Origin of the sequence: Streptomyces sp. NPDC058653, assembly GCF_042716895.1 — a bacterium.
Classification (GTDB): domain Bacteria; phylum Actinomycetota; class Actinomycetes; order Streptomycetales; family Streptomycetaceae; genus Streptomyces.
The window spans coordinates 25,124-51,973 of record NZ_JBHXRM010000023.1 but is presented as its reverse complement, the minus strand read 5'-3'; the positions used below and the strand labels follow the sequence as shown (position 1 = coordinate 51,973).

The 26,850-nt window shown below is 70.8% G+C and carries 18 protein-coding genes and 3 tRNA genes; 7 read left to right on the top strand and 14 right to left on the bottom strand.

Annotated elements, in window-relative coordinates; genetic code table 11:
- Positions 1-5 precede the first annotated feature (5 nt).
- A complete protein-coding gene (locus ACFWU9_RS20520; protein WP_384320319.1) occupies positions 6-2,192 on the bottom strand; it encodes a ThuA domain-containing protein in 2,187 nt (728 codons plus the stop codon).
- Positions 2,189-4,690 (bottom strand): PQQ-dependent sugar dehydrogenase, encoded by a 2,502-nt coding sequence (locus tag ACFWU9_RS20515; RefSeq protein ID WP_384320317.1) that lies wholly within the window; start codon positions 4,688-4,690, stop codon positions 2,189-2,191. Before ACFWU9_RS20515 ends, ACFWU9_RS20520 begins: the two co-directional genes overlap by 4 nt.
- An 811-nt stretch (positions 4,691-5,501) precedes the next feature.
- Between ACFWU9_RS20515 and ACFWU9_RS20510 the strand changes: the two genes are divergently transcribed.
- Complete coding sequence (locus tag ACFWU9_RS20510; protein WP_384320315.1) at positions 5,502-6,695, top strand: methyltransferase; 1,194 nt, start codon at positions 5,502-5,504, stop codon at positions 6,693-6,695.
- Positions 6,696-6,797: 102 nt separating this feature from the next.
- On the opposite strand, the gene ACFWU9_RS20505 is transcribed toward ACFWU9_RS20510, so the two are convergent.
- The 6 genes from ACFWU9_RS20505 to ACFWU9_RS20480 form a co-directional block, all read right to left on the bottom strand.
- A complete protein-coding gene (locus ACFWU9_RS20505; RefSeq protein ID WP_384320313.1) occupies positions 6,798-7,649 on the bottom strand; it encodes a hypothetical protein in 852 nt (283 codons plus the stop codon).
- 110 nt (positions 7,650-7,759) lie between these two features.
- A complete protein-coding gene (locus ACFWU9_RS20500) occupies positions 7,760-9,799 on the bottom strand; it encodes an ABC transporter permease (RefSeq protein WP_384320311.1) in 2,040 nt (679 codons plus the stop codon).
- A 185-nt stretch (positions 9,800-9,984) separates the two neighbouring features.
- Entirely contained in the window at positions 9,985-10,815 is an 831-nt protein-coding gene (modA, locus tag ACFWU9_RS20495) for a molybdate ABC transporter substrate-binding protein (protein WP_384320309.1), read from the bottom strand.
- 189 nt (positions 10,816-11,004) lie between these two features.
- The gene (locus ACFWU9_RS20490) at positions 11,005-11,403 is read right to left on the bottom strand and encodes a molybdopterin-binding protein (protein ID WP_384320308.1); all 399 of its coding nucleotides are present in this window, start codon (positions 11,401-11,403) and stop codon (positions 11,005-11,007) included.
- Positions 11,404-11,501: 98 nt separating this feature from the next.
- On the bottom strand, positions 11,502-11,999 hold the full coding sequence (locus ACFWU9_RS20485; RefSeq protein ID WP_384320306.1) for a molybdopterin-dependent oxidoreductase: 498 nt from the start codon (positions 11,997-11,999) through the stop codon (positions 11,502-11,504).
- Between the two features lie 151 nt (positions 12,000-12,150).
- Positions 12,151-12,888: a TetR/AcrR family transcriptional regulator gene (locus ACFWU9_RS20480; protein ID WP_384320304.1), complete on the bottom strand. Its 738-nt coding sequence runs from the start codon at positions 12,886-12,888 to the stop codon at positions 12,151-12,153.
- Positions 12,889-13,024: 136 nt separating this feature from the next.
- Here ACFWU9_RS20480 and ACFWU9_RS20475 point away from each other — a divergent pair, with 136 nt between their 5' ends.
- Both ACFWU9_RS20475 and ACFWU9_RS20470 read left to right on the top strand, forming a co-directional pair.
- The gene (locus ACFWU9_RS20475) at positions 13,025-14,185 is read left to right on the top strand and encodes an NADH:flavin oxidoreductase (RefSeq protein ID WP_384320302.1); all 1,161 of its coding nucleotides are present in this window, start codon (positions 13,025-13,027) and stop codon (positions 14,183-14,185) included.
- 123 nt (positions 14,186-14,308) lie between these two features.
- On the top strand, positions 14,309-15,286 hold the full coding sequence (locus ACFWU9_RS20470) for a hypothetical protein (protein ID WP_384320300.1): 978 nt from the start codon (positions 14,309-14,311) through the stop codon (positions 15,284-15,286).
- Between the two features lie 122 nt (positions 15,287-15,408).
- On the opposite strand, the gene ACFWU9_RS20465 is transcribed toward ACFWU9_RS20470, so the two are convergent.
- From ACFWU9_RS20465 to ACFWU9_RS20455, 3 genes are all read right to left on the bottom strand, one after another.
- Positions 15,409-15,485 (bottom strand) — tRNA-Ile (locus ACFWU9_RS20465).
- Between the two features lie 222 nt (positions 15,486-15,707).
- Positions 15,708-15,780 (bottom strand) — tRNA-Asn (locus ACFWU9_RS20460).
- Between the two features lie 5 nt (positions 15,781-15,785).
- Positions 15,786-15,858, bottom strand: a tRNA-Asn gene (locus tag ACFWU9_RS20455).
- A gap of 202 nt (positions 15,859-16,060) precedes the next feature.
- Between ACFWU9_RS20455 and ACFWU9_RS20450 the strand changes: the two genes are divergently transcribed.
- The 4 genes from ACFWU9_RS20450 to ACFWU9_RS20435 all read left to right on the top strand — a co-directional run bounded on the left by ACFWU9_RS20450 (position 16,061) and on the right by ACFWU9_RS20435 (position 21,777).
- A complete protein-coding gene (locus tag ACFWU9_RS20450) occupies positions 16,061-16,363 on the top strand; it encodes a YtxH domain-containing protein (protein WP_384320298.1) in 303 nt (100 codons plus the stop codon).
- Positions 16,364-16,441: 78 nt separating this feature from the next.
- The gene (locus ACFWU9_RS20445; RefSeq protein WP_384320296.1) at positions 16,442-17,893 is read left to right on the top strand and encodes an FGGY family carbohydrate kinase; all 1,452 of its coding nucleotides are present in this window, start codon (positions 16,442-16,444) and stop codon (positions 17,891-17,893) included.
- Between the two features lie 216 nt (positions 17,894-18,109).
- Complete coding sequence (locus ACFWU9_RS20440; RefSeq protein WP_384320294.1) at positions 18,110-19,843, top strand: ABC transporter ATP-binding protein; 1,734 nt, start codon at positions 18,110-18,112, stop codon at positions 19,841-19,843.
- The gene (locus ACFWU9_RS20435) at positions 19,843-21,777 is read left to right on the top strand and encodes an ABC transporter ATP-binding protein (RefSeq protein WP_384320292.1); all 1,935 of its coding nucleotides are present in this window, start codon (positions 19,843-19,845) and stop codon (positions 21,775-21,777) included. The genes ACFWU9_RS20440 and ACFWU9_RS20435 overlap by 1 nt, the downstream gene beginning before the upstream one ends.
- Positions 21,778-21,882: 105 nt before the next feature.
- Here the strand turns inward: ACFWU9_RS20435 and ACFWU9_RS20430 are convergent, their stop codons facing one another.
- From ACFWU9_RS20430 to ACFWU9_RS20420, 3 genes are all read right to left on the bottom strand, one after another.
- Positions 21,883-23,145: an RNA polymerase sigma factor gene (locus ACFWU9_RS20430; protein ID WP_384320290.1), complete on the bottom strand. Its 1,263-nt coding sequence runs from the start codon at positions 23,143-23,145 to the stop codon at positions 21,883-21,885.
- 179 nt (positions 23,146-23,324) lie between these two features.
- Entirely contained in the window at positions 23,325-25,253 is a 1,929-nt protein-coding gene (gene dnaG, locus ACFWU9_RS20425) for a DNA primase (RefSeq protein WP_384320288.1), read from the bottom strand.
- An 86-nt stretch (positions 25,254-25,339) separates the two neighbouring features.
- Complete coding sequence (locus ACFWU9_RS20420; protein ID WP_384320286.1) at positions 25,340-26,626, bottom strand: NAD(P)/FAD-dependent oxidoreductase; 1,287 nt, start codon at positions 26,624-26,626, stop codon at positions 25,340-25,342.
- Positions 26,627-26,850: the final 224 nt, after the last annotated feature.

Below are 26,850 nucleotides of genomic sequence, written 5' to 3'. Positions count from 1 at the left end.
CGCTCTCACCGCAGCCTGGCCGCTCGCGCCGCCTCGAACTGGTTCACCCAGTGCTGCGTCCGGTCGAGATACGCCGTCTCGGCGGCCGCCCCGGTCTTCCCGTACGCGCCCGAGAAGGTCTGGTAGCCGTGCCCGGCCGGCGGGTTGCTCGACGCGGGTTCGATCGAGCTTCCCTCGTGCCATTCGTTGAAGGAGGTGACGGAGACCCAGGTGGGTGATCCGCCGATGGCCGGGTCCAGCGCGTTGTTCCACTGCTTGTCGTACGCGGCGCCGTTGTCCCTGCCCAGGGTGGGCGTGGTGTTGCCGGGTACGGCCCGGTCGTCGATGTAACCGGGGGCCACCGACGGCGACCAGACCAGGTCGTTGGCCGCCGCGTAGTCCCCGGCGTTCTTCCAGCCGGGAGCGGTGGCGCCGGCGATGCCGTCGTAGGTGTAGAGACCGTTGAAGTGCGCGATCTTCGACGTGTCGGTGGTCTGGGCCAGGACGATGTTGTTGTCCGTCACCTGGTCCAGGGCCGACCAGTCGGGCACGTCGAGGCTCTGGAAGACGTAGAACGCGTTGCTGTTGTTGCGCTCCGCGTCCCGGAAGTACGCCGGGTGGTCGCCGTAGTTCTCGTTGATGTAGTTGATGTCGTCGACCGTCGACGCGCCGGTCCGGCCGCCGTACGGCTCCAGATGCCAGGCGACCTTGATGCCGTGGCGCTGGGCCGCGTCCATCACGCCCTCGACCAGACCGTCCTCGTAACTGCCCTGGCCCCACCAGCTGTAGACCAGGACGTTCGCGCCGGTCTGCTTGATCCACTTCATATGCTGTTCGACGGCGCCGTTGAAGTCACCGGAGTCGTACGCCCCGAGCTTCGGGTAGAGGTCGGCGCCGACGTCCTCGGGCGGATTCTGCCCGCCCTGCTGCCAGTGCCGCCAGCCGCCGTTGACCTCGGGGTTGCCGTACCAGGGGTAGTAGAAGAGGTGCACGTTCTGCGACGTCGCGGCCTTGGCGTCGTCGGCCGCGCCCGACAGGGTGAAGCTGTCGATGTCGAAGAGCGCGCCCGCTCCCCCGGTGAAGCGCAGGAACAGCGCGCCCGTCCCGGTGGCGGTCAGCGTCGTGGAGACCTCGGTGAAGGTGTCCCAGCTGCCGGTCGGGGCGATGTCGACCGATCCGAGCAGCGTGCCGGTGGCGGAGCCGCTGCGGATCTCGACGGTGCCGCCCGCGCCCGCCGACGAGACGTCGGCGGTGAACGTGGTGGCACCCGCCGTGTCGACCTGGGAGTAGCCGGCCCAGTCACCGTTCTCGATATGGCCGAGTGTCTGGCCGCCGCTGGCCGAGCCGTGGTTCGCGCGCTGCACGCCCGAGCCGGAGGTGTACGCCTCGCCCTCGACGGTCCTGGACCCCGGGTCCGGGTCCTCGCCGCCGGACGAGCAGTCGGCGTCGACCGCGCCCGCCGCGTACTGGATGCCGCCCAGCAGCACCTGGCGGAAGGCGGGATCGGCGTACGACTCCTGGGTGTGGCCGAGCCCGGTGTAGAACGAGCGGCCGGCGGCCTGCTCGTCGCACCAGGTGATCGGGTGGTCGCCGCCCATCTCCCCGCCGCTGTACGTGGATTCGTCCAGGCTCTGGAGCACATGGACGTCTTCACGCGGGTTGGTGCGGTAGTTGTACCACTCGTCGGTCCTGGACCAGGTCGGGTCCAGGTGCGAGGTGGCGGGGTGGCTCCGGTCCTCGTTCTTGAGCGTCGCCTGCTGGATCGCGGGGTGGCTCTTGAACCAGGCGCCGACCAGGCCCTCGTACTCGGGCCAGCCGTACTCGGTGTCGGCCGCGGCGTGGACACCCACATAGCCGCCGCCTCCGTCGACGTACGACTTCAGCGCGGTCTGCTGCGCGTCGTTCAGCACGTCGCCGGTGGTGGAGAGGAAGACGACCGCCTCGTAGTTCGCGAGGTTGGCCGTGGTGAACGCTCCGCTGTCCTCGGTCGCCGTGACGGTGAACTCGTTGTCGGCGCCCAGGTCCTGGATGGTCCTGATGCCGACCGGGATCGAATCGTGCCTGAAACCCGCCGTCTTGGAGAAGACGAGTACCTCGTAGGGGTCGGCCGCGGCCTGCGCCGAGGCGCCGGTGGGCGCGAGGAACGCGGCCCCGAGCGCGACGGTCAGCACGCAGGACAGATGACGCATGCGCCGGGCGATCTCACGTCTCATCGCTCAACTCCCTTGTCGGTCTTGCCCGTCTTGGCCGCCGCGCCGGTGGAGAAGGTGAAGGCGTCCAGGTCGAAGAGGTTGCCCTGGCCCGTCGCTCCCTTGAAGACGAGGAACAACTCGGTCGTCCCGGCGGGCGCGTTGGAGATGTTCGCGGTGACGTCCACGAAGTTCTCCCAGCCGCCGGTCGGCGCCACGGTCAGCGAGCCGAGCAGTGTGCCGGTCGCGGAGCCCGCCCGTACTTCGAGGGTGCCGCCGACACCGCCCGAGGCGACACGCGCCGAGACGCTGGTCGCGTTGTCCAGGGCGTACGGCTTGAAGGAGACCCAGTCGCCGTTGTCGGTGAAGCCGACCGTCGAACCGCCCTCGGCGTTGCCGTGGTTCGCCACCTCGATGCCGGACATGGCGCCGAAGTGCTCGCCCTGCCGGTGCCGGGGCTGGAGGATGCTGTCGCTGTGCGTGGTCAGGCCGCCCTCGTCCGTGTACTCGGCGTCGAAGACGCCGTAGATGTTGGCGGCGGTGTCGTGCTCACCGTCGACGGGGACGTCGATGGTGCCGGAGCAGCCGTTCTTCGAGGTGATCTGGTGCCGGTGCTCGTCGTGGCCGAGCAGATACGTGACCTTGACCTTGGCGCAGTCGACCGCGCCGTCCTCGGGGTCGCTCGCGGTCACGGTGAAGGGGACGCTGTCGCCCCAGGAGAACAGCTCGCCGTCGGCGGGCGTGGTCAGGGTGACGGTGGGCGCGCTGTTGCCGGCCGTCACGACGAGGCTGGCGGACCCGGTCAGTCCCTCGGGGTCGGTGACGGTGAGGGTCGGGCGGAAGGTGCCGGCCTCGGTGTAGGTGTGGCTCGGGTTGGCGTCGGTGGACTTCGATCCGTCACCGAAGTCCCAGGCGTAGCTGAGCGCCCCGCCCTCGGGGTCGGCGCTGCCGGCGGAGGAGAAGGAGACCGCGAGGGGTGTCGGGCCGGACGTCTTGTCGGCGGCGGCCTTGGCGACGGGGTTGCGGTTGCTGCCGGCGAGGTACTCGATGCGGTACAGAGCCTGGTTGTTGGAGCCGGTGCCGTAGTCGAGGACGTACAGCGCGCCGTCGGGGCCGAAGGCCTGGTCCATCACCTGCGTGCCGGTCCAGGGGAAGGCCTCGATGACACCGGGGGTGCCGTCGGACTTGACCTCGATCGCCTTGATCCACTTGCGGCCGTACTCACCGGCGAAGAAACGGCCGTCGAGCGACTCGGGGAACTTCACGTCGGAGTCGAGGCCCGCGTCGTAGTTGTAGACGGGACCGCCCATGGGCGACTCGGAGCCGCCGCCGAACTCGGGCGGGGAGCCCGCGTCACCGGAGTAGCGGATCCACGCCGGCTTGGCCGGGGGCAGCTTGCTCTGGCCGGTGTTGTGGAGGGAGTTGTTGGTGGCGCCGCCCGCGCAGTCGTACTTACCGGCGGAGGGGCCGTCGGGGAACGCCCACTCGCCGTACGTCTCGCTGGAGGTGTTGGTGCCGGTGCAGTACGGCCAGCCGAAGTTGCCGGCCTCGGTGATGCGGTTGAACTCGACCTGGCCGCTGGGGCCCCGGTCGGCGCTCGTGGAGCCGGAGTCCGGGCCGTAGTCGCCGAGGTAGACGATGCCGGTGGCCTTGTCGACGGACATCCGGAAGGGGTTGCGGAAGCCCATCGCGTAGATCTCGGGACGTGTCTGCGCCGTACCGGGCGCGAAGAGGTTGCCCGACGGGACGGTGTAGCCGCCGTCGGCCGTGGGCTTGATACGGAGCACCTTGCCGCGCAGGTCGTTGGTGTTGCCCGAGGAGCGCTGGGCGTCGAACTGCGGGTTGCGGTTGGCGCGTTCGTCGATCGGCGAGTAACCGGCGGACTCGAAGGGGTTCGTGTCGTCGCCCGTGGTCAGGTAGAGGTTGCCCTGCGCGTCGAAGTCGATGTCACCGCCGACGTGGCAGCACTGGCCGCGGTCGTTGGGTACTTCGAGTACGACCTTCTCGCTCGCGGTGTCGAGGGTGCCGTCCGCCTTGAGCGTGAAGCGGGAGAGGTTCAGATGCCCCTTCCACGCCTCGAAGTCGGCGGCGCTTCCGGTCACCGGCGCGTCGCCGCCCGGGGTGCTGAGCTTGGGCGAGTAGTACAGGTACAGATACCGGTTGCTCTGGAAGTTCGGGTCGGCCGCGACTCCCTGGAGACCTTCCTCGTCGTGCGTGTAGACATCGAGCTTGCCCGACGTCTTGGTGTTGCCCGCGGCGTCGGTGAGGCGGACCGTGCCGTCCCGCGACGTGTGCACGACCGAGCGGTCGGGCAGGACGGCCAGCGACATGGCCTCGCCCAGTTCGGAACCACCGAGGGCGAGTTGTACCTGCTGGTAGTCCGATGCCGGGATGTCGGCGGCGGCCTCGTGGCCCGGGTGACCGGGGTGGGCGACGGCTGCGGGGGCGGCGGTGAGACCGGCCGACAGCACGAGGGTGAGCGCCGCGAAAATCCTGGACCACGCTGGTGGGCGTCGTGACATGAAATTTCCTTCCTGACCAGAGGTGGGGTGTGTCAGGCAAGGCGCGCGCCGTCGCGCTTTGCTGCTGGGCGGATATGGAGGGGGGTTGGGGGTGTTGGGGGGGTTGGGGGGTGCGTTCTGGGTGGGAGCTGGGGTGATACAGGGCGGTGCGGGGGTGGTACGGGAGGTGACACGGAGGTACGAGGGGGGACGCCGTGCGTTCGACCGGGAGCCATGTCCGCAGTCCGAGCGATTTGCATGCTGGCAACGGCGATTTAATTTGTCAAGGTCGTGTCAAAATTAACTTCGGCCGTCCCACCGGCCTCCCCTGTACGCGCGCGAGGCCGAACTCGCCCCGCGTAGACCGGCCTTGGCCTGCCGCGTTCCCCGGACGATCTTGACGTCCACGGCACAGGCAACTACCCACGTTTCGGACAGTGTTGTGTGACTGAACAAATTCCTCCGGGTTACGCGCAACCGCGCCGTAACGCGGCTGGACCCCCTCCCTGGCGCCCGCGCCCGGCACCGGGGGCCCGGCACGCGCGCCCCCCATCGGGATCCACCGCGCGGGAACGCGTTTGCCGGGCGGGGCGAGACTGTGCGACTCTCCGACGGCCTCTCTCGGAAAGGGCTGATCATGACTCTCGGCGTGGTTCCTGGCCTGGTCCTCGGCGACCTCTCCTCTCGCGCTTCGACGCGGGAGCGGTAGACCGGACCCACCACCTGCCTCTCACTCGCGCCTGTGCCGTGACACGCGGTACGGGCCGATCTCGCCTGCTCCTCGTCGAAGTGCTCTTCGTGCCCCCGCACGCTCGATCACGAGGAGTATCCGATGTCCACGATCCACTGGACCGAGGGCGACCGCACCCGACGCGGCACCCCGAGCACGATCCCGAGCAGCACTCCGAGCACCACCCCGAGCACCGTCCACACCGCCGAGTGGCACTCCGAGAGCGGGGCGCCTGCGCCGGAACGGGTCGTCGTCGCCGACGACCGGATGAAGGCCGGCACCGCCTCCCGACTGGCCCGGGAGGGCACCGCGTTGCTGTGGCGGGGCGACTTCCACAACGCGCGGCAACTGCTTTCGGCGATGAGCCGCCGCCTCGGACCCGAACCCGTCCCGCCGGGCACCGGCCCCGCCGAGTCGTTCCGTCTGCACCGGCGGGCACGCGGCCGTCGCGCCCGCGTGCTCGGCAAGCTGCTCGTCACCCTTGAGGACGACCACTCCCTCGCGCTGCGCCGGGCTCCCGACGTCCGTCTGGCGTGCGGGCAGGCGTACGGTCCGCCGTCCGGCGTCCGCGCGGTCGCGCTCAGCGAACTGCTGGGGGTGATCGGCGCGCGGCAGTGGCGCGACAAGGGCGTGGAGGTACCCGCGCTCGGTGCCCGTATCCACCCCCACTACGGCGTCTTCTCCCCGGTCAGAGGCGAGTACGTCGACCTCGTCGCCCGAGCGCCCCTGAACGGATCCTCCTCCGCGCGGCCCCGTACGGCCTTCGACCTCGGAACAGGCACCGGCGTGCTCGCCGCCGTCCTCGCCGGGCGCGGGGCCGGCCGCGTCGTGGCGACCGACATCGGCCCGCGCGCCCTCGTCTGCGCCGACGAGAACGTGCGCGCGCTAGGCTTCGCCGACACGATCGAGGTCGTCGGCCCCTGCCTGTACCCGAGGGGCCGCGCCGATCTGATCGTCTGCAACCCGCCGTGGATTCCCGCGCGGCCGAACTCCGCGATCGAGCAGGCCGTCTACGACCCCGGCGGGGGCATGCTCCACGGCTTCCTGGACGGGCTGGTGGAGCATCTGGAACCCGGCGGTGAGGGCTGGCTCGTCCTGTCGGACCTGGCCGAACACCTCGGGCTGCGGACGCGGGACGAACTGCTGTCACGGATCGCGGCGGCGGGCCTGCGCGTCGTGGACAGGGCCGACACGAGGCCGCGCCACCCACGCGCGGCCGACACCACCGACCCCCTGCACACGGCGCGGGCGGCGGAGGTCACGTCGCTCTGGAGGCTGCGGGCCGTCGACGGCTGAGGGGTCTCGCGCGCCGCTGCCCACGACTCGGGCCGGCTCGGCTCGGCTCAACCCGGTCCAGGCCCGGTCGAGTCGGGCCGGGCCGAGCCGACTCAGGTCAGGTCAGGTCAGCAGCGCGCGCAGCGAGACCACCGTCCGCGCGATGAACGCGTCGCGCGTGGTCTCGTCCAGCAGCTCCAGCGAGAGGAACGGATTGAGGTCCTCCAACTCCACCAGCAGCAGCTCACCGTCGGGCGCCCGGCACGCGTCGACCCGCTGGATGCCGTGGTCGAGGGTGTTCCAGTCGATGAACTTCCGTGCGAAGTCGAGATCGACGGCCCTGGCCTCGTACGGCACGAGCTCCCACCGCCGGTCCGGGTCGGGTGCGTGGAGCGCGTACTGGAAGTCGTGGTCGACGAAGTAGAAGGAGACCTCGTACGAGAAGGGGATACGGGGCTGTATCAGCACGTCGCCGAAACCGGCGAGGGAGCCGCCGGGACCGGCGAGTTCGCCCAGCCGGGCGCGCGGCACGCAGCGCATGCCTATGGAGTCCGCCCCGTCCTTCGGCTTGACGACGTACTCGTCGGCGTCCGGCAGCCGGTCCAGGTCGTCCGCCCGGTCGACGGTGGGTATGACGGGCAGTCCGGCGGCGCTCAGGTCCACCAGATACTGCTTCCCCGCCATGTCGCCGCGCCCGGTCAGCGGGTTGTAGACGCGCACGCCCTGGGCGATCGCGCGGTCCCGGAAGTCGTCGTACGCCTTCCGGTAGTGGATGACCGGCCCGCTGTTGCGTACGACGACCGCGTCGAACTCGCCCATGAGGCGCGCGGCGTCGGCCGGATGGCAGGTGGCTACGGTGAACTCCCGCCGCAGCCGGGACGAGAACAGGATGTCCTCGTCGCAGTAGCGGCGGCCCCTGGCCTCGTAGGCGAGGTCGGTGACGTAGAGGACACGGGGAGGTAGGGCGGCGGACATCGTGCTCCTGAGAGTGTGGGTCTGCCCGCAGGCTACGCGGCGTCCCCGAGGGGGCTGCCAGGCGGTGTCCGAAGGCCCCCGGCACGACCGCGCATGGTGCCGGAGCCGTGTCAGAGAGCCACGACCGTCGCCTCCGTCGCCTTCACGCTCGTCCAGACCGGCACCCCGTCGGCCAGCCCGAATTCGACCGCCGCTCCCGGGGTGATCTCGGCCACGAGGTCCGGAGCCCGGTCCGAGGTGATCAGCACGCGCAGCCGACTGCCGCTGGAGGTGATCTCGCGTACGGTGCCGGGCCAGACGTTACGGGGGCTGCCGCTCGGCCGGTCGCGGTGCAGTGAGACGGCCTCGGGCGCGATGATCGCCAGCGCGCGCGTCCCCGGCGGCAGTGGGTCGGCGACGACCAGGAGGCCGCCGCCGGTGAGCGCGAGCCCGTCGGCGGTGGCGGTGCCCGGCCAGGCGTTCCGGCCGAGCATCCGGGCCACCCAGGGCGAGCGGGGGTTGCGGGCGACCTCGGCGGGCGGTGCGTCCTGGACGACCCGGCCCTCGTCCAGGACGAGGACGCGATCCGCCAACGACACGGCCTCCACCGGGTCATGAGTGACCATCAGACAGACGCCGCCGAAGCCTTCGAGATGGCCCCGCAGGGTGTGCCGTACCCGCGCGCGGGTCGTCTGGTCCAGCGCGGCCAGCGGTTCGTCGAGCAGCAGCAGACGCGGGCTGGTCGCCAACGCCCTTGCAAGCGCGACCCGTTGGGCCTGTCCGCCGGAGACCTGGGCGGGCCTGCGGTGTGCGAGGTGTCCCACGCCGAGCCGGTCGAGCCAGAGTTGGGCGCTCCTGCGGGCGTCGGCGCGGGTGGCACCGTGGGCGCGGAGCCCGTACGCGGTGTTGCTCAGCGCGCTCAGGTGCGGGAAGAGCGCGCCGTCCTGCGGCACCCAGGCGACGCCCCTGCGGTGGGGCGGGAGAGCGGTGACGTCGAGTGCGCCGAGGCGCAGTTCGGCGTGGGCGCGGGGGGTCAGGCCGAGGAGCGCGCGGAGCAGGGTGGTCTTGCCGGCTCCGTTGGGGCCGACGACGGCGATGGTGGTGCCGGGTTCGGCGTCGAGCGTGAGGCGGGTGAAGCCGGTGAGGTCGGCGTGCAGCGCCCACCGTTCGTCGACGGCCGGCCCCTCGGCGCCGCCCTTCACGAGGCCGCCGCCCGCCACTTCCGGCCCGCCGCCCGGCGTCATGGACCCGGGCTCCGACAGGGTGTCGTCGTCCGCGGTGTCGTCCTGCGCCGAAGTGGCCCGTTTCCGGCGCCTGTCGGTGGCCTCGGCGGTGTCCCGGGGTGTGCCGGTCCAGCGCCCGCGCAGGGCGATCAGTACGGCCATGGCGATGACGAGCAGCAGCAGGGAGACGGATGTCGCCGCCTCCGGCGAACTCTGGAGCAGCAGATACACCTGGAGCGGCAGCGTCTGCGTGGTGCCCGGCAGATTCCCCGCGAAGGTGATGGTCGCGCCGAACTCGCCGAGCGCCCGCGCCCAGGTCAGCGCCGCCCCGGCGAGCAGCCCGGGTGCGACCATCGGCAGGGTGACGGTGGCGAACACCCGTACCGGCGAGGCTCCGAGGGAGGCTGCGGTCTCCTCGTAACTGGGGCGCAGTCCGCCCAGCGCGCCTTCGAGGCTGATGACGAGGAACGGCATCGCGACGAATGTCGCCGCCAGAACGGCGCCGGAGGTGTGGAACGGCAGCGTGATGCCGAACGTCTCCTCCAGCCAGGGGCCCAGCAGCCCGCGCCGCCCGAAGGCGAGGAGCAGCGCGACGCCGCCGACGGTCGGCGGCAGCACCATCGGCAGCAGTACGAGGGAGCGCACCAGCGCCTTGCCCGGGAAGTCCACCCGCGCCAGCAGCCAGGCGAGCGGCACCCCGAGTATCAGGGAGAGCAGGAGCGCCCAGCCCGAGACGAGGAGCGAGAGTTCCAGCGCCTCGACGACTCCGGGGCTGGTCAGATGCGTACCGACCTCGCCCCAGGAGGTCCGGGCGAGGATCCCGACGAGCGGCAGGAGCAGGAAGGCGACGGCGAGCAGCGCGGGGACGGTGAGCGCGACGGGCGGACGGGTGCGGGAGCGGGAGCGGGTGCGGCCCGGGGCCCGGCGGGGAGTGCTGAGGCGGCTCATCGGGCTCCTGCGGTCTTCCGCGGTCTCCTGCGATTCCTGGGGTTCTTGAGATCTGCCGCGTGAGGGGGTGAACAACCCCGCACGGCGGGCGGGTGGCGGTCCGGTCGGCCGGCGTCCGGACCGCCACCCGCCCGCGTGCGTTCGTGCGAGCGTTGGTGCGTGCGTGCGTGCGTCGAGTCGAGGAGCTACGGCTGCTGGAAGCCGGCGTCCTGGAGCAGCTTCTGGGCCTCGGGGGTGCTGAGCCACGCCACGAACGCGGCCGCCGCTTCCGCGTGTTCGGACGTCTTGAGCGTGGCGGCCGGGTACTCGGCGACGGCGTTCTGCGCGTCGGGGATCTCGATCGCGTCCACCTTGTCCGTGGCGGTGGCGGCGTCCGTCTTGTAGACGATCCCCGCGTCGGCCTCGCCGAGCTCGACCTTGCTGAGGACGGCGCGGACGTTCGGCTCCTCCGAGACCGGCTTGACCTCGATCTTCTGCGCGTCCAGGACCTGCTCGCTGTACCGGCCGACCGGTACGTCGGGCGCCGCGAGAACGACCTTGAGCTTGGTGTCGGCGAGGTCCTTGAGGCTCTCGATCTTCTCCGGGTTGCCCTCCTCGGTGGCGATGACGAGCCGGTTCTTGGCGATGACGGTCGGCGTGCCGGTGTCGGCCTTGAGACCGTCCATCGTCTTGGTGTCGGCGGTGACCAACGCGTCGGCGGGGGCGCCCTGTTCGACCTGGGCGGCGAGCTCCTGGGAGCCGGCGAAGGAGAACGTCACCTTGGTGCCGGGGTTCTTCTTCTCGTACGCGGCGCCCGCCGTCTCGAAGACGTCGGTGAGCGAGGATGCGGCGAGGACGGTCAGGTCGGCCTTCGGGGCGCCGGTGGCCGACTCGCTGGACTTGGCGCCGGTGTCGGTGTCGTTCCCGTTGTCGTCGCTGTCGCCGTCGCCGCAGGCGGCGAGCGTGGCGAGCAGGGCCGCGGTGACGGCGGCGGCCGCGGTGCGGCGTACGGCGGCGGTTCTGAGGGTGAAGGACATATGGGTTCAAGACTCCCTGGAAGCTGAACACGAAGGCTGAACACGAAAGCTGAACTCGGAGGCGTAGCTTGTGGGTCGAGCTCGGTGATCGGGCTCGGTGATCGAACGCGCTGGTCGAACGCGGTCGTCGAACTCACCGGCCGGCGTCGCGGGTCGGACGCGAGGGCCGGACGCGCGCTGCCGGGCCGGTCAGAGGCGGTCGATGTGCACGCTGGTCGACTTCACCCGGGCGGTGGCCTGCATCCCGACCTCCAGGCCGAGCTCCTCGACGGCCTCCCGGGTCAGGAGCGAGACGAGGCGGTGCGGCCCGGCCTGGATCTCGACCTGGGCGGCGACGTCGCCGAGTTTGACGGCGGTGACGATGCCGGGAAACGCGTTGCGGGCCGAGCTGTACGGCACCTCCTCGTCGCCGTTGCCGCCGCCCTGGCCGACCTCGATCGAGAACGCCGCCAGGTCGCGGCCGTCGATGAGCCGCCGTCCGCCGTCGTCGCGATGGGTGGCGACCCGGCCGGCATCGGCCCACCGCCGGGCGGTGTCGGTGCTGACGCCCAGGAGGCGTGCCGCCTGACCGATTGTGTAGGACTGCATGCGCGGAAAGATAGGCCGCTGGCCTGGCATTTGCAATGTTTGAGGCGATTACCCATGGCAGATGCTGGGCGGCTTGGAGGAACACCCAAGGGCGGCCGTCACTTCGCGCCGGGCCCGGACGCGAGCCGCGCGCCGACCCAGACGCTCGTGATCGCGCTGATGTAACGCGCCCCGCAGCGGTCGGTCGGCACGGCGAGCTGACTGCCCACCAGGTCGAGCGCCACCCCGTCGAGCGTGGTGGCGAGCAGGGCGGGCACGGCGCCGAAGTCGGGGTCGATCTCGCCCCAGGACAGCACCGTGTGATGCCCGTCGCCGCCGGTGACGGCCAGCAGGAAGCGGGAGCGGTCGCGCCGGCGCGTCACGTCGAAGTCCGGCCGCGCGTCGGAGACCACCTCGCGCAGCAGGGGCCCTTCGAAGGTGTGGTGCCGCGGCCCGCTGCTGGCGCATTCGAAGACCACGTCGGCGCGGTGCTGCCGCCATCCGTCCCGGAGGTCGGCGACGGTCAGCGTGAGCGGGCTGCCGACCTCACCGTGGACGGCGAAGGCGGCCGTAGTCACGGAGGGAGGTCCGCCCGGTGGCGTCGTGAGTCGGCCCATCGAATTTCCCCCTTCGAGCGGGCACGCGCGGCTGCTGCGGCGGGATGATGCCCGCTGATTGGGGAAGAGAACCACATCTGCGAGGTTTTTGGTCTCTTTGCCTTGCTTTTGCTGGCGCGGAGACCTCTCCCGCACCGCGAATGCGCCGGCGTCAGATTCCCGTCCGGGCGGCGATGCCGTCGAGCACACAGTCCAGGCCCGTCTCGAACTGCCAGTCCGGATCATCCTTTCGGGTGCCTTCGTGCAGGTAGCGCTCGTAGTTGGGGTAGCGGCCGGTGTTCATGAGCCATGCCATCCGGGGGGCCAGCGCGGTCCGGCTCTCCTGTCCGCCGGTCCACCCCCGCTCCTCCCTCATCCGCCGCAGGGCGAGTTCGGCGTCGACGGAGCCGTCCACGTACGCGATGACCGTACGGAAGACGACCATCATCAGATCCGCGTCGAGACCGAGGCCGTGCAGCGAGGCCAGGCCCCGCTCGGGCGCGACGAGTTGATTCGGGGTGGGGCCGTGCGGGGCCGCGCGGGAGAGCCAGGGATGGCGGAGCCGTACGGCCCGGGTCCGGACGGCCAGCCCCCGCAGCGCCTCCCGCCAGTCACCGGCCTCGCCGTCCTGCCGCATCTCGCCGTAGACGAAGTCGGCCATCAGCTCCAGGAGTTCGTCCTTGCCGGTGACGTAGCGGTACGCCGCCATCGGCGCGACGCCCAGCTCACCGGCGAGCCGGCGCATGGTCACGGCGTCGAGTCCCTCCCGGTCCGCGAGTTCGACCGCCGCCGCGGCGATCCGCGCGGGGGTGAGCGTGGCGCGCGGCGCGGGCGCGGGACGTTCGAGCCGTTCCCAGAGCGGTGGGCCTTCCGTGGGCGCGCCGTTTTCCGGCTTCTGCCGAGCGGGCATGGACACTCCTTCCGGCCGGACCTGCCACACCCCAGCCTATCGAGGGTGTACAACGTACATTCTTGAGCGTACGTTGTACACAACCGATACGCCGTACACGCAACCGGGCCCGAACTCACCGAGAGCGAGCAGTCCCATGCCCACCACCCCCGATCTGCCCATCCCCGTCGGCGCCACCGCTCCCCCGCCTCCCGCCACCCGGGCCAGGATGGTGCTCGGCCGCCCGTTCACCCTCGGCACTCTCACGCTCCCCAACCGGGTCGTGATGGCATCGATGACCCGCGAGCACTCGCCCGGCGGCGTACCGGGCCCGGATGTCGCGCGCTACTACGCCCGCCGGGCCGAGGGCGGCGTGGGCCTGATCATCACCGAGGGCACCTACGTGGGCCACCCGTCGGCCGGCGGCAGCGACCGCGTCCCGCACGTCTACGGCGAGGAGGCGCTCCGGGGCTGGGCCGCCGTGACCGACGCGGTCCACGCCGAGGGCGGCAGGATCGTCTCCCAGCTCTGGCACCTGGGCATGGACCGTAAGCCGGGATCCGGACCCGTTCCCTCGGCCCCGGTCGTCGGACCGTCCGGTATCGCCGTCGACGGCTCGGCGTCCGGCCTGGCCATGACCACGGCGGACATCGACGCGGTGATCGCGGCGTACGCGGAGGGGGCCGCGAACGCGCGGGCGGCCGGTTTCGACGGGATCGAGGTGCACGCCGCCCACGGCTATCTCATCGACCAGTTCCTCTGGTCGCACACCAACCGCCGTACCGACCGCTACGGCGGCGACCTCGCCTCCCGCGCCCGTCTCGCCGTGGAGATCGTCGAAGCGTGCCGTGCCGCCGTGCCTGCGGACTTCCCGGTCCTCCTCCGGATCTCGCAGTGGAAGATGGGCGCCTTCGACGCGCGGCTCGCCGGCGACCCGCGCGAACTCGACACCCTCCTCGCACCGCTCGCGGCGGCGGGCGTGGACGCCTTCCACTGCTCGACGCGCCGCTTCCACCCGCCGGAGTTCGAGGGCTCGGACCTCAACCTCGCGGGGTGGGCGAAGAAGCTCACCGGGAAGCCGGCGATCAGCGTCGGATCGGTGGGCCTCGACAACGAGTTCATCCCCGCGCTCCACGGGCAGCGGGGCCGAGTCACCCACATCGACGGCCTGTTGGACCGCATGGAACGGGACGAGTTCGATCTGATCGCCGTCGGCCGGGCCCTGCTGGGCGACCCGACCTGGCTGCGCAAGGTCGTGGAGGGCCGCGTGGACGAACTCCGGCCGTTCCAGCGGGAGTCACTCGCCTCCCTCGTCTGAACCGCCCCCTCTCCGCCGGGCGGGGGAGACGAATGCGGCCGGCGGGGGATGTGGCCGGTGCGGGTGACCTTCGACGATGAATTCCCGTAGGCCCAAGGGGAATTCGGACGGAAGGGGGCTCCGGTGGAACGCTGGGACCGGGTCGGAAGGGGAGCCGCTTACGGGGCGGCCCTGGCGCTGGTGCCGTACGCGCTGATCAAGGTCTCGTGGGTGGCCGGCTCACTCGTGGGAGTACTGCCGGCCGGCGACGGGTTCGGCCTGGCGGAGTGGGTGGTCCTCAACACCGTCACCATCGGCATGGCCACGATCGGGATCGCCCTGGCGCTGGCGCTGGTACGGCCGTGGGGGATGCGGATACCGGGACCGCCGGTCGCGTTCTGCGCCTGGGTGGGCTCGGGTTTCCTCGTCTCGATACTGCCGTTCGCGGTGTTCGGCGCGCTCGGGGGAGGCGGGAGCGGCGGCTCCGGGACGGGCGGCGACGAGCCGGAGATGCCGGTCTGGGAAGGCGTGTTGGTCCAGTTCGGCTTTGTGGGCATGGGGCTGGGGCTGGCCGTCGCCGTCCCCGCGTATCTACGGCGCCGCTGGCCCGACGCCTTCACCGGCAGACTCGGCGACGGCCCGCGCACGGCCCGGCCGTGGGCCGCCGCCGTCGCCGCCGCGGTCGGACTGGTCTGGCTCTTCTGGGCGTTCGGCGGTACGGCGGGAATCTCCCACCCGGCCGGGCGGAACACCGACTGGTACGCGCTGGTCGCGCTTTCGGGTGGCTGGGCGCTCGCCGCCGCCGGCGCGGTCACGATGCTCGCCCGCGCACGCCCGGCGCGGCTGCCGCGCGGACCGGCGCTGGTGCTCGGCTGGATCGGCTCGGGCTCGCTCTTCGCGTGGAGCGGCTGGAAGGTACCCGTCACGCTCTATCTGGCACGGGCGGAGCCGGCCGACGCCCTGCCGCCCGAACACCCTCTGGCCGCGGTGGCGCTGCACCTCTGCGCCGTCCTGGCGGGAGCGGCGATGCTGCGGACACTGCTCCGTACCCATGTCTCCCGTACTCACATCCGCGCGACCGCCTCGGGGTCGCACACGGGGCCGAGCGTGACGGCCCCATGATCGCCGGAGCACTGGGCCGACCGGGGATGATCAAAAGATTGTCAGCGTGTCGCGACCCGAAGTCCCCGCGAGGCGGTGCATGGTGGCCTCGCAGGTCGAATCGTTCCTTCGCCACAGCACCGTGGTGGGGCGGGTGGGACTCGAACCCACGGCCGACGGATTATGAGTCCGCTGCTCTAACCGGCTGAGCTACCGCCCCTAACGGCGCGTCGCGCACATTTGTGCGCGCCGTCTGCCGCAGCATAGCCGCTCATACGATCTCCTGCTTCGGATGGTCGGCAACGCCTGACCATGAGGACTTCACCGTGCCCCGGCCGGTTCCAGGAAGCCCGAAGATCACCCGGAAGGTGACCCGCGCGCCCTCGGCGAACTGTCCCCGGGCATGAGAAAGAGGACCCCGAGGGGTCCTCTTTCCCAACTGCTCTCCCGGCTGGACTCGAACCAGCAACCCTCCGGTTAACAGCCGAATGCTCTGCCAATTGAGCTACAGGAGATCGCGCTCCCCCGACTGGACTCGAACCAGTAACCTGCCGGTTAACAGCCGGCTGCTCTGCCAATTGAGCTACAGGGGATTGCTGCGTTTGCACCGAACGTACCCGCTCCGGCTCTGCCGGGCGGCGGACGTCCGCTGCGACACATACATTAGCGCAAGCAGGGGGGTGCTCCGCCAATCGGTATCCCGCCGGGTCACACTGGGTGATCTCGGGTCTCCGGGGTAGGCGGACGTCACGGCTCAAGGTCCGATGCCAACGAACTAACGAAGGGTGGCAGGCCATGCGGCGCCTCATGTTCATCGCGGGACTGGCTGTCGGTTACGTACTCGGTACGAGGGCCGGGCGCGAGCGCTACGAGCAGCTCAAGAAGTCCGCCAACCGGATCTCGCAGAACCCCGCCGTGCGCAACGCCGCCGAGACCGCGGCGCTGTCCGGCCGCGAGTACGCGGGCAAGGCCTACCACTCGGTGAGCGACAAGGTCGGGGACTGGGACCGGGTCCCGGAGTCCGTGGCCGAGCGGGTCCGGTCGCTGCGCTCGCGCAACCACAACGGCGAGGACGACTGGGGAACCACCAACACCTGACCCCGCGGTGCCGGGCCTCCGGCATCCGGCTCCGTCCCGGACACCTCCCCGGCCCCGCGAGTGCGGCAGAATCGTGCCATGGGAATAGTCGCCGGGTTGGACAGTTCGTCGGGTTCCACGCGCATCATCGTGTGTGACGCGGACACGGGTGCCGTACTCCGTCAGGGATACGCGGTCCATCCCGTCGAGGCCAAGGCCACCGAGATCGATCCGCAGGCCTGGCTGCTGTCGCTCGGCGAGGCCGCGGGGGGCGGGCTGCTGGAGGGGGTGGAGGCCATCGGCGTCTCCGCTCAGCAGCACGGACTCGTCCCCCTCGACCAGGCGGGCAATCTCGTACGCCCCGCCCTGCTCGGCAACGACAAGCGCGCGCAGGTCGCCGCCGCCGATCTGATCGACGCGCTCGGCGGCCGGCAGGCCTGGGCCGAGGCCGTCGGGTCGGTGCCACAGGCCGGCCAGCCGCTGGCGAAGCTGCGCTGGCTGGCGCGGAACGAGCCCGACGCGGCGCGGCGTACGGCGATGATCCTCCAGCCGCACGACTGGCTGGTGTGGCAGTTGCTCGGCCGGCCCGCCCGGCGGACGACGGACCGGGGCGCGGCGTCCGGTTCCGGTTTCTGGTCCGCCCGCACAGGTGCCTACCGCCCGGATCTGATGGAGCTCGCGCTGGGCCACCCGGCGGCGCTGCCGGAGGTGCTCGGTCCGGCCGAGGCGGCCGGGACCACACCCGAGGGGCTGCTGATCTCCGCCGGTACGGGCGAGACCATGGCCGCCGCCTTCGGGCTCGGCGTCGGGATCGGCGACGCGGTCGTGTCGCTGGGCGCCTCGGGGTCCGTGATGACGGTGCACCACGAGGCGCTGGCGGACCCCTCCGGGATGATCACCTCGTTCGCCGACGCCACGGGGATGCATCTGCCGGTCGTGCACACGCTCAACGCCGTACGGGCCCTGCGCGGGACGGCGGAGCTGCTGGGGACCGAGGATCTTGACGAGCTGTCCGCGCTGGCGCTCAAGTCCACGCCGGGCGCGTCCGGGCTGGTGTTCCTGCCCTATCTGGAGGGCGAGAAGACGCCTCAACTGCCGCACACGGCGGGCACGTTGACCGGTCTGCGGCGGGAGTCGATGAAGCCGGAGCATCTTGCGCGTGCCGCGTTCGAGGGGATGCTCTGCTCGCTGGCCGACGCGATGGACGTGGTGCGCGGGCGCGGCGTCGAGGTACGGCGGGTCTTTCTGCTGGGCGCCGCGGCCGGGCTGCCCGCCGTGCAGGCGTGTGCGCCGGGGATCTTCGGGGCGCAGGTGGTCGTGCCGGAGCCGGCCGACTACGCGGCGCTGGGCGCGGCCCGGCAGGCGGCCTGGGCGCTGGGGGTGTCGAAGAACACGCTGTCGCCGCACACACCGCCGGAGTGGCGGGGCGCGGCGGCTCTGGTCTTCGAGCCGGGCGAGGATGCGGCGGTCGGCGCGGCGGTGCGCCAGCAGTACACGGCCGGGCGTGAGCAGATCCACCCGGGGGCCTTCTCGTCCGTGGCCGGGGCGTAGGAGCGGGCGGTCGCGGGGCGCGGCAGCAAGCGGGGCGGGACGGGGGCGCCGTTCGCGGGGCGGAGGGTCGGAGGGCGCGGGGGCGGTGGGGCGGGTGGGCCGCGGTATGACAGTCGTTCTTGACCTGTCCTTTGTGGAAAACCCTTGGGTTCCTGCGGCCCGCGTGTCGCAGGATGGGGTCCGACCCCCGATCTTGCCGAGCCCGAGAGACAGTACGTGCTGCTACGACTACTGAGAACCCATCTGGTCCCCTACAGAACGGCCATCGTTCTGCTGGTGGCCTTCCAGTTCCTCCAGACCTGTGCCTCCCTCTATCTGCCGACCCTCAACGCCGACATCATCGACAACGGTGTGGTGAAGGGGGACACGGGCTACATCATGGAGTTCGGCGGTCTCATGATCGCCGTCAGCGTCCTCCAGGTCCTCGGCCAGATCGGCGCGGTCTACTACGGTTCGCGCACCGCCTCGGCCCTCGGCCGTGACGTGCGGGCCGCGATATTCGACCGGGTGCAGAGCTTCTCCGCCCGGGAGGTCGGCCAGTTCGGGGCGCCTTCGCTGATCACGCGGACGACCAACGACGTCCAGCAGGTGCAGATGCTGGTCCTGATGTCGTTCACGCTGATGGTGTCGGCCCCGATCATGTGCGTGGGCGGCATCGTCATGGCGCTCGGCCAGGACGTGCCGCTGTCGGGGGTGCTGCTCGCCGTTGTGCCGGTGCTCGGTGTCTCGGTGAGCCTGATCGTCAAGCGGATGCGTCCGCTGTTCCGCACCATGCAGGAGCGGCTCGACACGGTGAACCGGGTGCTGCGTGAGCAGATAACCGGCAACCGCGTCATCCGCGCCTTCGTGCGGGACGAGTACGAGAAGGAGCGGTTCAAGAAGGCCAACACCGATCTGACCGAGATGCAGCTGGCGACCGGCCGGCTGATGGCGCTGATGTTCCCGGTCGTGATGACCGTCGTGAACGTGTCGTCGGTCGCCGTCGTCTGGTTCGGCGCGCACCGCATCGACAGCGGCGGGATGCAGATCGGCGCGCTGACCGCGTTCCTCGCGTATCTCATGCAGATCGTGATGGCCGTGATGATGGCCACCTTCATGTTCATGATGGTGCCGCGTGCCGAGGTGTGTGCCGAGCGCATCGAGGAGGTGCTCGACACCCGGTCGAGCGTCGTCCCGCCGAAGGACCCGGTGCGGACGCTGCGCCGGCACGGGCACCTGGAGGTGCGGGGCGCGGAGTTCCGTTACCCGGGGGCCGAGGAGCCGGTGCTGCGCGCGGTGTCCCTGACCGCGCGACCGGGCGAGACGACCGCCGTCATCGGCTCGACCGGCAGCGGCAAGTCCACCCTGCTCGGGCTGGTGCCCCGGCTGGTCGACGCGACCGCGGGCGAGGTGCTGGTGGACGGGGAGAACGTACGCGGTCTCGATCCGGCACTGCTGGCCAAGACGGTCAGTCTGGTGCCGCAGAAGCCGTATCTGTTCTCGGGGACGGTGGCGACGAATCTGCGGTACGGCAATCCGGACGCGACGGACGAGGAGCTGTGGCACGCGCTCGACGTGGCCCAGGCCAAGGAGTTCGTCACCGCTCTGGAGGGCGGGCTGAACGCGCCGATCGCCCAGGGTGGCACGAACGTGTCCGGCGGGCAGCGGCAGCGGCTGGCCATCGCGCGCACGCTGGTGCAGCGCCCGGAGATCTATCTCTTCGACGACTCGTTCTCCGCGCTGGACTACGCGACGGACGCGGCACTGCGCGCCGCGCTGGCGCGCGAGACCGCCGAGGCGACGGTGGTGATCGTCGCCCAGCGGGTGTCGACCATCCGCGACGCGGACCGGATCATCGTCATGGACGAGGGCCGGGTGGTCGGTGAGGGGCGTCATCACGAGCTGATGGCGGAGAACGAGACGTACCGGGAGATCGTGCTCTCCCAGCTGACCGAGGCGGAGGCGGCCTGATGAGCGGTCCTGGTGGACGCATGATGGCGGCCGGCGCGGGAGCTCCTTCGCAGCGGTCGATGGATTTCAAGGGGTCGAGCAAGCGGCTGCTGAGGCAGTTGGCGCGCGAGAAGGTGACCCTGTGGTGGATGCTCGCCGCGGGTGTGCTGAGCGTCGCGGCGTCGGTGGTGGGCCCGAAGATCCTCGGCTCGGCGACCGACCTGATCTTCGCGGGGGTCATCGGCCGTCAGACGCCGGGGGGTGCCAGCAAGGACGAGACGGTCTCGGGGCTGCGGGAGCAGGGCGACGACGGGCTCGCCGATCTGCTCTCCGGGGTGGACTTCACGCCGGGGCAGGGCATCGACTTCGACGCGGTCGGTCGGGTCCTGCTGCTGGCGCTGGCGGTGTACGTGGCGGCCGGGCTGCTGATGCTGGTCTCGACCCGGCTCTCCATCCGGGTCATCAACCTCACCATCTACCGGATGCGTGAGGACGTACAGGCCAAGCTGTCGCGGCTGCCGCTGTCGTACTTCGACCGTCAGCAGCGCGGTGAGGTGCTGAGCCGGGCGACGAACGACGTCGACAACATCTCGCAGACGCTCCAGCAGACGATGGGGCAGCTCATCAACTCCCTGCTGACGATTGTCGGCGTGCTGGGCATGATGCTCTGGATCTCGCCGCTGCTGGCGCTGGTCGCGCTGGTGACGGTGCCGCTGTCGGTGTTCGTGGCGACGAAGGTCGGCAAGCGCTCGCAGCCGCACTTCGTCGCGCAGTGGAAGTCCACGGGCACGCTGAACGCCCATGTCGAGGAGATGTACACGGGTCACGCCCTGGTGAAGGTCTTCGGGCGGCAGGACGAGTCGGCGCAGCTGTTCAAGGAGCAGAACGACGCGCTGTACGAGGCGGGCTTCAAGGCGCAGTACAACAGCGGGATCATGCAGCCGCTGATGTTCTTCATCTCCAACCTCAACTATGTGCTGGTGGCGGTCGTCGGCGGGCTGCGTGTCGCGTCGGGCACGCTGTCCATCGGCGATGTGCAGGCGTTCATCCAGTACTCGCGGCAGTTCTCGATGCCGCTGACGCAGGTGGCGTCGATGGCCAACCTCGTCCAGTCCGGGGTCGCGTCCGCGGAGCGAATATTCGAACTGCTCGACGCGGACGAGCAGGAGAAGGACGCTCCCTCCGCCGAGCGGCCGCACGAGCTGCGGGGCGGGGTGGCGCTGGAGGACGTGGCGTTCCGGTACGAGCCGGACAAGCCGCTCATCGACGGTCTGTCGCTGTCGGTCGAGCCGGGCCAGACGGTCGCGATCGTCGGGCCGACGGGCGCGGGCAAGACGACGCTGGTCAATCTGCTGATGCGGTTCTACGAGGTGACGGCGGGCCGGATCAGGCTGGACGACATCGACATCGCCACCATGTCGCGCGAGGACCTGCGGTCCCGCATCGGCATGGTCCTCCAGGACACCTGGCTGTTCGGCGGCACGATCGCGGAGAACATCGCGTACGGCGCGCCGCGCGACGTCACCCGGGCGCAGATCGAGGAGGCGGCGAAGGCGGCCCACGCGGACCGTTTCATCCGGACGCTGCCCGACGGGTACGAGACCGTGATCGACGACGAGGGGTCGGGCGTCAGCGCGGGCGAGAAGCAGCTCATCACGATCGCGCGGGCGTTCCTGTCCGACCCGGTGATCCTGGTGCTGGACGAGGCGACCAGCTCGGTGGACACCCGTACGGAGGTGCTGATCCAGAAGGCGATGGCCCAGCTGGCGCACGGGCGGACGAGCTTCGTGATCGCGCACCGGCTCTCCACGATCAGGGACGCGGACGTGATCCTGGTGATGGAGAACGGCGCGATCGTCGAACAGGGCACGCACGAGGGCCTGTTGGCGGCGGAGGGCGCGTACGCGCGGCTGTACGCGGCCCAGTTCGCGCAGGCGGTCGCCGAGGTGGACTAGGGCCACGATCGCCGGGTTCGCGATCGCCGGACGGGCCGCCTCGGGTGGCCCGTCCGGCCCGGTCGGGAAGCGGCCCGGTCGAGAAGCGGCTGCGCGGTGGTGCGCTCAGTCCAGATAGCCGCGCAGCTGGTCCGCGAACGCGTGGTCGCGGAGTTTGCTCAGGGTCTTGGACTCGATCTGGCGGATCCGCTCGCGCGTGACCCCGAAGATCCGGCCGATCTCCTCCAGCGTGCGCGGGCGGCCGTCCGCCAGGCCGTAACGGAGCTGGACCACCTTGCGTTCGCGCTCGCCGAGCGTGGAGAGGACCGCCTCCAGATGCTCGCGGAGCAGCAGGAACGCGGCCGACTCCACGGGTGAGGCCGCGTCGCCGTCCTCGATCAGATCACCGAAGGCGACGTCGTCCTCCTCGCCCACCGGCGCGTGCAGCGAGACGGGTTCCTGGGCGAGCCGCAGGACCTCGCCGACGCGCTCGGCGGTCAGCTCCAGGTGGTTCGCGACCTCTTCGTGGGTGGGCTCGTAGCCCCGTTCCTGGAGCATGCGGCGCTGGACGCGGACGACACGGTTGATCAGCTCGACCACATGGACGGGGACCCGGATCGTCCGGGCCTGGTCGGCCAGCGCGCGGGACATGGCCTGGCGGATCCACCACGTCGCGTACGTGGAGAACTTGTAGCCGCGCGCGTAGTCGAACTTCTCGACCGCGCGGATCAGTCCGAGGTTCCCCTCCTGGACGAGATCGAGCATCGTCAGTCCCCGGCCCACGTACCGTTTGGCGACGGACACGACGAGCCGCAGGTTCGCCTCGATGAGCCGGCGTTTGGCCATCCGGCCGAGCACGACGAGCCGGTCGAGATCGACGGCGAGCTGGGAGTCCAGGTCCGGCGTGGAGCCGAGCTTCTCCTCGGCGAAGAGGCCGGCCTCGACGCGGCGCGCGAGGTCCACCTCCTCGACGGCGGTGAGCAGTTTGATCCGCCCGATCTCCCGCAGGTACTGCCGGAAGAGGTCGGACGAGGGCCCTCCGCTGTCCGCCTTGCCACGTGCACCGACGCGTTCCGGGATCTCTGGGATGTCCACCGGGTCCTCGATGAGGGTCTCCGGGACCGCCTCGGGGACCGCCTCCGGGATCGCCTCCGGGTGGTGCGCGGCACGGCTCTGCGACGGAACCGCCGACGCCAGCTCGGTCTCGGTCTCGGTCAGGGTCTGGGTCTGCACGGGGGCGGCCTCCAGGGTGATCGCTGCCGGATCGGGGGCGTGCGGCAGCGGGACGTGGGCGGCCGGGCCGCCGTCAGTCCCGTACACGATGAGCGGATCCGCGGGGGTCAGAGGCCCACTGTGGGTTAACCGGCCGCGCTCCGAGAACACAGGCACCGCTGTCCAGTGTGGCTTACGGCACACGGCCGCCACGAGAGGTGTGCGGGGACTTTCTGAGTCCCGTGCGTAACCGGGCAGTTACCGAAGGATGTTTAAAACCAAGGAAGTTGGGGCCGGTGGGGGTGGTGTGACGACAGGGGGACGAGAGAGACATACCTCCGCCCCGGGGCCACCCCTCAGAGAGCCGCGGCTCCGCTGTTGCGCAGTGACTGGCGGTACTGCTGGAGCACCCACAGCTCGTTCTGCACCGTCTGGTGCCGTTCGTCGTCCCCGCCCGCGCCCAGACGGGCCAGCGAGCCGGTCACGTCGTTGATGCGGATGTCGACGGCGCGCAGCCGGACCCGTACGAGCTGCTCCCCCGCGTACGCCTCGTCGATCGTCTTGCCGTGGAAGACCTCCACCGCCAGCTCGGTGACCAGGGCGCGCACCGCGTCGTTCGGCGCGGCCTCGCGGACCCGGGCCAGATACTCAGGTGCGGAACCGGTGCCCTGCTCGGCGCCGCCCGCGTCCTCGATCGCCCGGCGGACCGCCGCGTACGGCGGGGCGGTGAACTCGTCCACGCCGTACGCGTCGAAGGCCGGGGAGACCAGCTCCGGGCGCTGGAGGGCGAGTTTGAGCAGCTCGCGCTCGGTGCGGTGGGCGGGGCTGCGGAGATTGAGCGCGGGCCCGGAGGTGGCCGGGGGCCGCCCGGAGTCGTACGAGGACGGGGAGCCGCCCCGTCCGCCGCGGTCGGGTGTCTGGCCCGCCGGCCCCGCCGGACCGCGTCCGCCCCGGTCGCGCGCCCAACGGGCCATCTGCGCCACGCGCTTGACGACGAACTGGGTGTCGAGGATGCCGAGGATGCCGGCGAGCTGCACGGCGACCTCGTGCTGCGAGGCGCCGTTCTTGATCCGGGCCACGATGGGGCCCGCCTCGTCCAGCGCGGACGCGCGGCCCGCCGGGGTCTCCAGGTCGTATCGGGAGACGATCTGGCGGATGGCGAACTCGAAGAGCGGCGTGCGCGGTTCCACCAGGTCCTGGACCGCCGCGTCGCCCTTGCTGAGGCGCAGTTCGCACGGGTCCATGCCGTCGGGCGCGATCGCGATGTACGTCTCGGCGGCGAACTTCTGGTCGTCCTCGAAGGCCCGCAGCGCGGCCTTCTGGCCGGCCGCGTCCCCGTCGAAGGTGAAGATCACCCGCGCGGAGCCGTTGTCCATCAGCAGCCTGCGCAGGATCTTGATGTGGTCGGTGCCGAAGGCCGTGCCGCAGGTGGCGATGGCGGTGGTGATGCCCGCGAGATGGCAGGCCATCACGTCGGTGTAGCCCTCGACCACCACGGCCCGGCTGGCCTTGGCGATGTCCTTCTTGGCCAGGTCCACCCCGTACAGGACCTGCGACTTCCGGTAGATCGCGGTGTCGGGGGTGTTCAGATACTTCGGTCCGTTGTCGTCGTCGCGCAGCTTGCGCGCGCCGAAGCCGACGACCTCGCCGGAGATGTCGCGGATGGGCCACATCAGCCGGCCCCGGAACCGGTCGATCGGGCCCCGGCGGCCGTCCTGGGAGAGCCCGGCGAGCAGCAGTTCCTTGTCGCTGAAGCCCTTGCCGCGCAGGAAACGGGTCAGATGGTCCCAGCCGGCCGGGCTGTAGCCGATGCCGAAATGCTCGGCCGCCGCCTGGTCGAAACCGCGCTCCGCCAGGAACTTCCGGCCGATCCCGGCCTCTTCGCCGGCGAGCTGCTCCACATAGAAATCGGCCGCCGCCTTGTGCGCCTCCACCAGCCGGATCCGCTCGCCCCGCTGGTGGGTGGGGTTGTATCCCCCCTCCTCGTACCGCAGCGTGATGCCCGCCTTGGCGGCGAGGCGCTCGACCGTCTCCGAGAAGGAGAGATGGTCGATCTTCATCACGAAGGCGATGGTGTCCCCGCCCTCCTGGCAGCCGAAGCAGTGGAAGAGACCCTTGCCCGGACTGACCTGGAAGGACGGGGACTTCTCGTCGTGGAAGGGGCAGAGGCCCTTGAGATTGCCTCCGCCGGCCGGGCGCAGTTGCAGATACTCGGACACGACGGTGTCGATCGGGACCGCGTCCCGAACCACCTTCACGTCGTCGTCGTTGATCCTGCCTGCCACGCGAGAATTCTACGGGGACGCGCCGACAGTCCCTTACGCCCGGTCCGGCGACGACCCGGCCCGCCGGGGTGGCGCGGCCGGATTCCTCAGCTGTCGGGCGTGCCGAAGCTCTCCAGCGGGACCGTCGGGTCGGCGAGGGCTTCGAGGTCCTGCCGGCTGCCGGAGCGGATGATCCGCTGGATGTCCCCGGTGACGTCCCAGACGTTGACGTTCATCCCGGCGAGCACCCGGCGGTCCTTGAGCCAGAAGGCGATGAACTCCCGCTTTCCCGCGTCGCCGCGCACCACCACCTGGTCGTAACTGCCGGGCGGCGCCCAGCCCGAGTACTCCAGGCCCAGGTCGTACTGGTCGGAGAAGAAGTACGGGAGGCGGTCGTACGTCACGTCCTGGCCGAGCATCGAGCGGCCGGCGGCCGGGCCGCCGTTGAGCGCGTTGGCCCAGTGTTCGACACGCAGCCGGTCCGTGGGCAGCTCGGTGCCGGGCAGGGAGAACGGGAAGGAGGCCACGTCGCCGGCGGCGTAGATGTCCGGGTCGGAGGTGCGCAGACCGAGGTCGACGGCGACGCCGCCGCCGTGCTCGCGGTCCACGAGGTCGAGACCGGCCGCCTCGGCGAGACCCGTACGGGGCGCGGCGCCGATCGCGGCGAGCACGGCGTGCGCCATGTGCTCCTCGCCGTCGTCCGTACGGACGGAGAGGACCATGCCGTCCTGGCCGACGATCTCGGTGAGCCGGGCGCCGAAGTGGAACCGTACGCCGTGCTCCCTGTGCAGATCGGTGAAGAGCTGCCCCAGCTCCGGGCCGATGACCTGGTGCAGGGGGGTCGAGTGGCTCTCGACGACGGTGACCTCCGTGCCGTACCCGCGGGCGGCGGAGGCGACCTCCAGACCGATCCAGCCGGCGCCTGCGATGACCAGATGGCCGTTGTCGCGGCCGAGGGTGGTGAGGACCTGGCGCAGCCGGTCGGCGTGGGCGAGCCGGCGCAGATGGTGGACACCGGCGAGATCGGTGCCGGGGATGTCGAGGCGGCGGGGTTCGGAGCCGGTGGTGAGGAGCAGCTTGTCGTAGCGCACGGAGGTGCCGTCGCCGAGGTGGACGCAGCGGGTGTCGCGGTCGATCTCGGTGACCGTCTGGCCGAGGTGGAGCTCCACCTGGTGCTGGGCGTACCAGGCGGGTTCGTGGACGAAGACGCTGTCGCGCTCCTCCTTGCCGGTCAGGAAGCCTTTCGACAGCGGGGGGCGTTCGTAGGGGTGGTCTCCCTCGTCCCCGATGATGATCACTCGGCCGGCGAATCCGTCGGAACGGAGGGTTTCCGCGGCTTTCGCCCCGGCCAGCCCACCGCCGACGATGACGAAAGTCCGATGTGCGTCGACCACTTGATGCCTCCTCGTTACGCTGCCGCCATCTGTGAGCGTCCCGCACGGAGCGTGATGGCGAAAGAGGGGAGGCTCCACGGGCATGGTTCCGGCTTGATGTGGCTACCTTGCTACACGCGTCACCCCAGCGCGTGGCGGCTCGGCCCGCTTCGGCCGTTGGCTGAATATGACGGGTGCGTGATGCGCGTACCCGAGGAGGGCGTGCGATGCCCCTGCGTGGTGGG